Genomic DNA, 9435 nt, shown 5'->3' with positions numbered 1-9435 from the left:
CACGCTGCCAAATCCATGCACTATGATGTGTCGGCCATGTCCCCGAACACCCGTCGGTCATGTCCCCGGGCTGAACATCAAGTCGGGCGATGACAGCGGAGTGTGTGGTAAGCGTTATGGCGCACGCCACTCACACCCCGCCGACCAAGCTCATCACAAATCGGCTGCCGACGATAAACAGATAACACCCGAACGCCACTTCCAGCGTCCGCTTCGACATCGCATGCGCGGCTCTCACGCCTAGCGGCGCGGTGACGAGGCTCATCGGCATCACCAGCACGGCGCCGATCAGCGAGACGTAGCCGAGCGCGAACGGCACTTGTAGCGCTGCGACGGCCGGATAGTTCGCCGCCGCCGGCCAGCCCGCATAGATGTAGCCGAACGCGCCGGGGATCGAGATCAGCACCGCGAGTGCCGATGACGTCGCGACCGCCTGATGGATTGGACGGCCGTAGAACGTCATCAGCAGGTTCGAGAACAGCCCGCCACCGATGCCCATCAGGGTCGAGAGGATGCCGACACAGAAGCCGTAAGCGCGCATCAGCGGGCCCTTCGGCAGGTCGTCGCCGAACTTCCAGCCTTCGCGCGCGAAGATGAGGCGCGCCGCCGCGGAATAGGCGACGCAGACGAACACGATCTTGAACAGCCGCTCCGGCGCATAGCGCGCGATGACGCTGCCGACGACCACGCCGATCACGATCGGCAACCACCAGACCCTGAGGATGGCCATGTCGACGGCGCCGCGCTTGTAATGCGCCTGGAACGAACGGATCGAGGTCGGGATGATCACCGCGAGCGAGGTGCCGATGCAGAGCGGCATCCGCACCTCCAGCGGCACGCCGGCGATGCGAAAGCATTCGTAGAACACCGGCACGAGAATCGCGCCGCCGCCGATGCCGAACACGCCGGCCAAAAATCCCGAAAGCGCGCCGGTTGCGATCAGCAACAGCGCGAGCTCGACGATGTCCTTGATATCAAGTCCTGCAATCACCCCAGACCTGCCCCAGCGACTGGTCGCAACCTCTCCCGACGTCAGCCGGAGACGGCTGCGGTCCCAGCTTTAGGCGATCCGGGTTGCGTGGTCGACGCACCGGACGTCCGGCTGGGGTGGAATGCCGGCTGCGCATATCCGCGGTCCCAGCGAAACCGAGCCAGCGTGCGGCGGGCCGAGTCGCCCTGGCCCTGGTGAGGCGGCTACGGCCGGCTCGGACCGATTGGTGCGAGCGGCAAGCGGCGGGCAGTGGGTTAGAGGCGTTCCAATAGTGATTTCAATGCGCCCTGCGCACGCCACGAAGTAATGAATTTGTATTCTTAATTTCGCTGGCGGACCGATGCTCTGGTATACCAAGCCCCTGATTGGCCTTGCTTCATCAAGGCTCTAGAGCTGAACTACGATTCGATTTATGGCAATTTGGAGATTGCACAGGCCAAATCGACTCCGTAAATAGAGCCGACCTTTCCGATCCCCGCGCGCCCCCTGCTGGGCCGCCATAAAACATCAAAGCCCATGACCGCACGGATCGAACGACCCCTCTCGCCGCACATGCAAGTGTACCGCTGGACGCTGACGATGGCTCTGTCCATCATCCATCGCGCCACCGGTATTGCCCTCTATTTCGGAACCCTGCTGCTGGTCTGGTGGCTGGTTGCCGCGGCTTCCGGCCCTGCCGCTTACGCGCACGTCCAGGCCTTCGCCGGCAGCATCGTCGGGCGGCTGATCGTGTTCGGCTACACCTGGGCGCTGATGCACCATATGCTCAGCGGCATCCGGCATTTCGTGTGGGACCTCGGCTACGGCTTCAAGGCCAATGAGCGGGAAGCGCTGACCTGGGGCGCCCTGATCGGCGGCATCGCGCTGACGGTGCTGATCTGGATCATCGCCTATGCGAACGGAGGTGGACGATGAGCGCATCCGAAACGCCGAAGCGCAGCCTGCGCACCCCGCTCGGCCGCGTCCGCAATCTCGGCGCCGCGCATTCCGGCACGTCCGATTTCTGGCGCCAGCGCATCACCGGCGTCGCCATGACGCTGCTGATGATCCCGGCGCTGGTGATCATCGTGATGCTTCTCGGCCGCAACCAGGTCTACGCTGCGCAGACCCTGAGCTCCATTCCCGTCGCGGTGATCCTGCTCCTCTTCATCTTCGCCAGCGCCTGGCACATGAAGATCGGCATGCAGGTGGTGATCGAGGATTACGTCCATAACGAGAAGCTGAAGCTCGTCTCGATCATGCTCAACAATTTCTTCTCGGTCGCCGTGGCGCTCGCCTCGACCTACGCGATCCTGAAACTGTCCTCCGGAGTGTAGCCCATGGCCACTACAACGAATGGCACGGGCAACGGCGCTCCCGCCACCAACGGCAAAGCCTATCCTATCGAAGACCACACCTATGACGTCGTCGTGGTCGGCGCCGGCGGCGCGGGTCTGCGCGCCGTGGTCGGCTGCGGCGAAGCGGGCCTGCGCACCGCCTGCATCACCAAGGTGTTTCCGACCCGTTCGCACACGGTGGCGGCGCAGGGCGGCATCTCCGCCTCGCTCGGCAACATGCACAAGGACGACTGGCGCTGGCACATGTACGACACCGTGAAGGGGTCGGACTGGCTCGGCGACCAGGACGCGATCGAATACATGGTGCGCAACGCGCCCGAGGCGGTCTACGAGCTCGAGCATTGGGGCGTGCCGTTCTCGCGCACCGAGGACGGCAAGATCTACCAGCGTCCGTTCGGCGGCATGACCATGGACTACGGCAAGGGCCAGGCGCAGCGCACCTGCGCCGCCGCCGACCGCACCGGCCACGCCATGCTGCACACGATGTACGGCCAGTCGCTGCGCCACGCGGCCGAGTTCTTCATCGAGTTCTTCGCCATCGACCTGATCATGGACGACCAGGGCACCTGCCGCGGCGTCATCGCGCTCAAGCTCGACGACGGCACGCTGCACCGCTTCCGCGCCCAGACCGTGATCCTGGCGACCGGCGGCTACGGGCGCGCCTATGCCTCCTGCACCTCGGCCCACACCTGCACCGGCGATGGCGGCGGCATGGTGCTGCGCGCCGGCCTGCCGATGCAGGACATGGAGTTCGTGCAGTTCCACCCGACCGGCATCTACGGCTCGGGCTGTCTCGTCACCGAGGGCGCGCGCGGCGAAGGCGGCTATCTCGTCAACTCCGAAGGCGAGCGCTTCATGGAGCGCTACGCGCCGTCGGCCAAGGACCTCGCCTCGCGCGACGTCGTCTCGCGCGCGATGACCATCGAGATCCGCGAGGGACGCGGCGTCGGCAAGAAGAAGGATCACATCTTCCTGCATCTGGACCATCTCGATCCCGCGGTGCTGGCCGAGCGGCTGCCGGGCATCTCGGAATCCGCAAAGATCTTCGCCAATGTCGACGTGACGCGCGAGCCGATCCCGATCGTGCCGACGGTGCACTACAACATGGGCGGCATCCCCACCAACTATCACGGCGAAGTCCTGACCAAGAAGGACGGCGACGACAACGCCATCATCCCCGGCCTGATGGCGATCGGCGAAGCCGCCTGCGTCTCCGTGCACGGCGCCAACCGCCTCGGCTCCAACTCGCTGATCGACCTCGTCGTGTTCGGCCGCGCCGCAGCGCTCCGCCTCGCCGAGAAGCTGGCGCCCAATGCCAAGCAGCCGGAGCTGCCGGCGAACTCGTCCGAGCTCGCGCTCGGCCGCCTCGACCATTACCGCTACGCCTCCGGCGGCACGCCGACCGCAAAACTGCGCGAAGGCATGCAGCACGTGATGCAGAGCAATTGCGCGGTGTTCCGCACCGGCGAAGTCCTGAGCGAAGGCCAGAATTTGATCGAGAAGGTCCACAGCGGCATCACCGACATCGCCGTGTCCGATCGCTCGCTGGTGTGGAATTCGGACCTCGTCGAGACGCTCGAGTTCGACAATCTGATCTCGCAAGCGGTGGTGACGATGAACTCGGCCGCCAACCGCACCGAGAGCCGCGGCGCGCATGCCCGCGAGGACTTCTCCGAGCGCGACGACAAGAACTGGATGAAGCACACGCTGGCCTGGCTGGACGATGCCGGCAAGGTCAAGATCGAGTACCGCCCGGTTCACGACTACACCATGACCAACGACGTGCAGTACATCCCGCCGAAAGCGCGTGTGTACTGAGCGAACATTAGCCGTCATTCCGGGGCGATGCGCAGCATCGAATCCGGAATCTCGAGATTCCGGGTCTGGTCCTTCGGACCATCCCGGAATGACGAAAGGTTAGAGCAATGGTTGAATTCGCACTTCCGAAGAACTCCAAGATTTCCGGCGGCAAGACCTGGCCGAAGCCCGCGGGCGCGACCGAGACCCGCGAGTTTCGCGTCTATCGCTGGAATCCGGACGACGGCAAGAATCCGAGCGTCGACACCTATTACGTCGACACCAATGATTGCGGTCCGATGGTGCTGGACGGCCTGATCTGGATCAAGAACCACATCGACCCGTCGCTGACCTTCCGCCGCTCCTGCCGCGAAGGCGTCTGCGGTTCCTGCGCCATGAACATCGACGGCCAGAATACGCTCGCTTGCACCCGCTCGATGCACGACGTGAAGGACGGCGCGGTGAAGATCAATCCGCTGCCGCACCAGCCGGTCGTGAAGGACCTCGTCCCCGACCTCACCAATTTCTACGCACAGTACGCCTCGGTCGAGCCGTGGCTGAAGACCACCTCGCCGACGCCGCAGAAGGAATGGCGCCAGACCCACGAGGATCGCGAGAAGCTCGACGGCCTCTACGAGTGCATCCTGTGCGCCTGCTGCTCGACCTCGTGCCCGAGCTATTGGTGGAACAGCGAACGTTATCTCGGCCCCGCCGCGCTGCTCCAGGCCAACCGCTGGGTGTCCGATTCGCGCGACGAGGCGACCGGCGAGCGGCTCGACAATCTCGAGGATCCGTTCCGCCTCTACCGCTGCCACACCATCATGAATTGCGCCAAGGCCTGCCCGAAGGGACTGAACCCGGCCGAAGCCATCGCCGAGCTCAAGCTCAAGATGGTCGAGCGCCAGATCTAAAGGCGCGATTCATGCTTCCTGTCCCGGCCAGTCCGGCCGGGACATTCCGAGATCGCGATCAATTCGAGTAGAATTTTCTCCGACCCGCTCTGCGCGCAAGTTCCCCGCGCACAACCAGCGGTTCCGCCACAAGTTGCTTCCTTCCCCGCGCGAGATTCAGTTAAGCTCCCGTCAGGGACGGAGCGACTGTGCAGAGGGCGCAACGCAACTCGCTGAAACTGTTGCAGTGGATGATGGCGGCATCCCTGGCGCTGCCGGTTGCGCTGTTCATCATCACCTCCGCGATCTCCTACACCTCGACCAGGGACATCGCCGACAGGGAGATCGAGCGCACGCTCGACGTCGTGCATGAGCACGCGCTCAAGGTGTTCGAGACCATCGATCGCAGCCTGGCCGAGCTCAACGAGGTCGTGCGCGGCCTTCCCGACGACGTCATCCGCGCGCGCGAGCCGGCGCTACACCGCCGCCTGAGGAGGCTGACCGATTCGCTGCCTCAGCTCAAATCGGCCTGGATCTTCGATGCGGACGGAAAAGCGCTGGTCAACAGCCTCGCCTCGCCGCCGCCGGAGCTCCGCTTTGCAGACCGCGACTATTTCTACGCTCATGTCGACCAGACCATCGGCAGCTTCATCGGCACGGCCCTGACGCCCCGTCCGCCCTATCAGGGCGCGCGCTTCTTCGGGGTGAGCCGCCGCCGCGACTCCGACGACGGCAGCTTCATCGGGGTGATCCAGGCCTCCGTCCTGCCGGAATATTTCGAGAGTTTTTATGCGCGGATCGGTTCCGATGCCGGCAGCTTCTTCACGATGGGACGCACGGACGGCGTGCTGCTGGCGCATTTCCCGCGGCTCGACCGCGACCTTCGGCTGGATCCGACCGGACCGGTCGGCCGGGAAATCGCGGCCCACCCCGAGCACGGCCTCATCACGGTCGCCTGGCCTTCGGACGGGATCGAGCGCCGCATCGGCTACCGGCGCGTCGCCGAATATCCGATCTATGTCAGCGCCGGGCTCGAGACCTCGGCGATCCGCGCGCGCTGGCTCGCCACCATGGGCCAGCATCTGGTGTTCGGCATTCCCGCCACCGCACTCCTGTTTCTGTTGCTGGCGCTGGCGTTGCGGCGCACGCAGCACCTTCAGGCCGAAGCCGCCAAACGGCGTGAGGCCGAGGAGGCGCTCAAGCACAGCCAGCGCCTGGAGGCGCTCGGACAGCTCACCGGCGGCGTCGCGCATGATTTCAACAATCTGCTGACGGTGATCCGCGCCTCGGTCGACCTGTTGAACCGGCCGCAACTGACGGAGGAGCGGCGGCAGCGCTACATCACGGCCATTGCGGACGCGGTGGCGCGCGCGGCGAAGCTGACCTCGCAGCTGCTCGCCTTTGCGCGGCGTCAGACCCTGAAGCCGGAGGTGTTCGACGTCGGCGAGCGGATGCAGGCGCTGCACGACATGCTGGCGCCGCTGCTGGGGCCGGCCATCGAGATCACCATGCGCCTGCCCACCGAGCCCTGCCTCGTCCATGCCGATGCCGGCCAGTTCGAGACGGCGCTGATCAACATGGCGACCAACGCGCGCGATGCCATGCAGGGCAAGGGCAGGATCGTTTTCACGGTCGAGGCCGCGACGACCGTTCCGGACACGCTGGCCCATGCCCCAGGCAGCCAGAGCTTGGAAAGCCAGAACTTGGGAAGCCAGAGCTTGGGAAACCAGAACCTGGCAAACCGCGGCTTCATCAGCGTGACCGTCAGCGACACCGGCATCGGCATTCCTGCCGCCCGACTGGAGCGCATCTTCGAGCCGTTCTTCACCACCAAGCAGGTCGGCCATGGCACCGGCCTCGGCCTGTCCCAGGTGTTCGGCTTCGCCCGGCAATCCGGCGGCGAGGTGACGGTGACGAGCGAGGTCGGGCACGGCAGCACCTTCTCGCTCTATCTGCCGCGCGTGCCGCCGGACCTGCTGCCGCAGCGGCAGGCGCCGAACACGGCGCCGGCGGTGGCCGGCAGCGGCATGTCGGTGCTGCTGGTCGAGGACAATATCGAGCTTGCCAATTTCGCCGCCGACGGCCTCACCGAACTCGGCTACAGCATCACGCTGGTCGACAACGCCACCGATGCACTCGCCGAGCTCGTCATGGACGCGGATCGCTTCGACGTCGTGTTCACGGACGTGGTGATGCCTGGGATGACCGGGCTCGATCTGGCGCAGGCGATCCGCGATCGCGGCATCGACGTGCCGGTCGTGCTGACCACGGGCTACAGCCAGGCCCTGTCGCAAGAGGGCGTGACCGGTTTCGAGCTCGTGCAAAAGCCCTATTCGATCGAGGAATTGTCGCGCGTTCTCCACCGGGCGGCGCGGATCCGGCGCGTCCGGGACGGCGCGGCCGAGTGAGGCGCCATGCGGAACCCGAGGGAACCGGTTGATTTCCTTCGCGTTGTCCGCTCATGCAAAAGCCGGCCGCCAAGCGCGAACAGGGCCCCAAACCGCCCATCGTCGGGATCGAGGGCGAGAATGGCGACGAGGTCGCCGCGCCACCGCCGGAATTGCTCGAGCCTGACCCGGAGCTAACGCCCGAGGAAGCGGAGCAGGCCCGCAAGGATTACCTGCTGACGCGGTTCTGGATCAGCGCGCGCGGCTTCTGGGGACGCAACGGCGATCGCCTCGCCTGGCCATTCTCGCTCGGCCTCGGCGCGCTGATCGTCCTGACCGTCGGCTTCCAGTACGGCATCAATGTCTGGAACCGGGCGATCTTCGACGCGATCGAGAAACGCGATGCGACCACCGTCTTCCATCTCACCGCATTGTTCTTCCCGCTTGCGATCGGCAGCATCGTGCTCGGCGTCATCCAGGTGTTCGCGCGCATGGGCATCCAGCGGCGCTGGCGGGCCTGGTTGACTGCGAGCGTGCTGACGCGGTGGCTCGCCAACGGGCGCTACTACCAGCTCAACCTCGTCCGCGGCGACCACGAGAATCCGGAATACCGGATTGCGGAGGATCTGCGCATCGCGACCGATTCGCCGGTCGATTTCCTCGCGGGCGTCACCTCGGCGCTGCTCTCGGCCGCGACCTTCATCGTCGTGCTCTGGACCATCGGCGGCGCCCTCAGCGTCACGTTCGGCGGCACGAGCATCACCATTCCCGGCTTCCTCGTGATCGCCGCGATGCTCTACGCCGCGATCGCGTCCGGCTCGATCCTGGTGATCGGCCGTCAGTTCGTCCAGGTCTCCGAGGACAAGAACCAGGCCGAGGCCGATTTCCGCTATACGCTGACGCGCGTGCGCGAGAACGGCGAGAGCATCGCGCTGCTCGGCGGCGAGGAGGAAGAGCGCGACGGCATCGACCGCAACTTCACCAGGGTGCTCAGGCAATGGGCGCAGCTCGCCGGCCAACACATGCGCACCACGCTGGTGTCGCAGGGATCGAGCCTGGTTGCGCCCGTCGTGCCGCTTTTGCTTTGCGCGCCAAAATTCCTCGACGGCAGCATGACGCTCGGACAGGTGATGCAGGCGGCCTCCGCCTTCACCATCGTGCAGAGCGCGTTCGGCTGGCTGGTCGACAATTATCCGCGGCTCGCCGACTGGAATGCCTGCGCGCGCCGCATCGCCTCGTTGATGATGTCGCTCGACGGCCTCGAACGCGCCGAGCAAGGCGATGGCCTCGGCCGCATCAAGCGCGGCGAGACCCGCAACGACGCCATGCTGGAGCTGAACGACCTCTCGGTCACGCTCGACGACGGCACGGCCGTGGTCGGCGAGACCGAGGTGGTGATCGAGCCCGGCGAACGGCTGCTGGTGGCCGGCGAATCCGGCACCGGCAAGAGCACGCTGGTGCGCGCGATCGCAGGCCTCTGGCCCTGGGGCGGCGGCAGCGTCAATTTCCATGCCGACCGGCGCCTGTTCATGCTGCCGCAGCGGCCCTACGTGCCCTCCGGCTCGCTGCGCCGCGCGGTCGCCTATCCCGGCGCCGCCGACCACTGGACCGTGGAGGAGATCGGCGAAGCCCTGCACAAGGTCGGCCTCGATCATCTCAAGGAGAAGATCGAGGAAGAGGGTCCGTGGGACCAGACGCTGTCAGGCGGCGAGAAACAGCGCCTCGCCTTCGCGCGGCTGCTGCTGCACAACCCCGATATCGTCGTGCTGGATGAGGCGACCTCGGCGCTCGACGAGAAGAGCCAGGACAAGATGATGAAGACGGTCACCGACGAGCTGCCGAAGGCGACCATCGTCAGCGTCGCGCATCGTGCCGAGCTGGAAGCCTTCCACAGCCGCAAGATCGTGCTGGAGCGCCGCAAGGGCGGCGCCAAGCTCGTCAGCGACATCGAGCTGATCCCGCGCAAGGGCAAGCGCAGGCTGCTCGGCCGATTTCTGCGGCAACGCAAGGCGCCGAAGAAGGCGGCATGAGGG

7 protein-coding genes are annotated in these 9435 nt (G+C 65.7%); 6 read left to right on the top strand and 1 reads right to left on the bottom strand.

The window, feature by feature from the left end; genetic code table 11:
- Window positions 1–130: 130 nt before the first annotated feature.
- Window positions 131–991: a sulfite exporter TauE/SafE family protein gene (locus RAD10_RS05080; protein WP_461616555.1), complete on the bottom strand. Its 861-nt coding sequence runs from the start codon at window positions 989–991 to the stop codon at window positions 131–133.
- A 516-nt stretch (window positions 992–1507) separates the two neighbouring features.
- Between RAD10_RS05080 and sdhC the strand changes: the two genes are divergently transcribed.
- The 6 genes from sdhC to RAD10_RS05050 all read left to right on the top strand — a co-directional run bounded on the left by sdhC (window position 1508) and on the right by RAD10_RS05050 (window position 9432).
- The gene (sdhC, locus tag RAD10_RS05075; RefSeq protein ID WP_461616554.1) at window positions 1508–1906 is read left to right on the top strand and encodes a succinate dehydrogenase, cytochrome b556 subunit; all 399 of its coding nucleotides are present in this window, start codon (window positions 1508–1510) and stop codon (window positions 1904–1906) included.
- Entirely contained in the window at window positions 1903–2307 is a 405-nt protein-coding gene (sdhD, locus tag RAD10_RS05070; RefSeq protein ID WP_091965038.1) for a succinate dehydrogenase, hydrophobic membrane anchor protein, read from the top strand. Before sdhC ends, sdhD begins: the two co-directional genes overlap by 4 nt.
- Before the next feature lie 3 nt (window positions 2308–2310).
- Complete coding sequence (sdhA, locus tag RAD10_RS05065) at window positions 2311–4146, top strand: succinate dehydrogenase flavoprotein subunit (protein ID WP_461616553.1); 1836 nt, start codon at window positions 2311–2313, stop codon at window positions 4144–4146.
- Between the two features lie 107 nt (window positions 4147–4253).
- Window positions 4254–5036 (top strand): succinate dehydrogenase iron-sulfur subunit, encoded by a 783-nt coding sequence (locus RAD10_RS05060; RefSeq protein WP_028139274.1) that lies wholly within the window; start codon window positions 4254–4256, stop codon window positions 5034–5036.
- A 188-nt stretch (window positions 5037–5224) separates the two neighbouring features.
- Complete coding sequence (locus RAD10_RS05055; RefSeq protein WP_461616552.1) at window positions 5225–7423, top strand: hybrid sensor histidine kinase/response regulator; 2199 nt, start codon at window positions 5225–5227, stop codon at window positions 7421–7423.
- 53 nt (window positions 7424–7476) lie between these two features.
- On the top strand, window positions 7477–9432 hold the full coding sequence (locus RAD10_RS05050) for an ABC transporter ATP-binding protein/permease (protein WP_461616551.1): 1956 nt from the start codon (window positions 7477–7479) through the stop codon (window positions 9430–9432).
- Window positions 9433–9435 lie beyond the last annotated feature (3 nt).

The organism is Bradyrhizobium sp. 23AC, from assembly GCF_054863025.1.
Note: the sequence above shows the minus strand (reverse complement) of the source record. Positions and strands in the feature narration are given on the sequence as shown.

What these genes read in the sequence shown, in the direction of transcription:
- RAD10_RS05060 (WP_028139274.1), top strand. Translation starts at nt 4,254, where the DNA reads ATGGTTGAATTCGCACTTCCGAAGAACTCCAAGATTTCCGGCGGCAAG.
- RAD10_RS05050 (WP_461616551.1), top strand. Translation starts at nt 7,477, where the DNA reads ATGCAAAAGCCGGCCGCCAAGCGCGAACAGGGCCCCAAACCGCCCATC.
- sdhD (WP_091965038.1), top strand. Translation starts at nt 1,903, where the DNA reads ATGAGCGCATCCGAAACGCCGAAGCGCAGCCTGCGCACCCCGCTCGGC.
- sdhC (WP_461616554.1), top strand. Translation starts at nt 1,508, where the DNA reads ATGACCGCACGGATCGAACGACCCCTCTCGCCGCACATGCAAGTGTAC.
- sdhA (WP_461616553.1), top strand. Translation starts at nt 2,311, where the DNA reads ATGGCCACTACAACGAATGGCACGGGCAACGGCGCTCCCGCCACCAAC.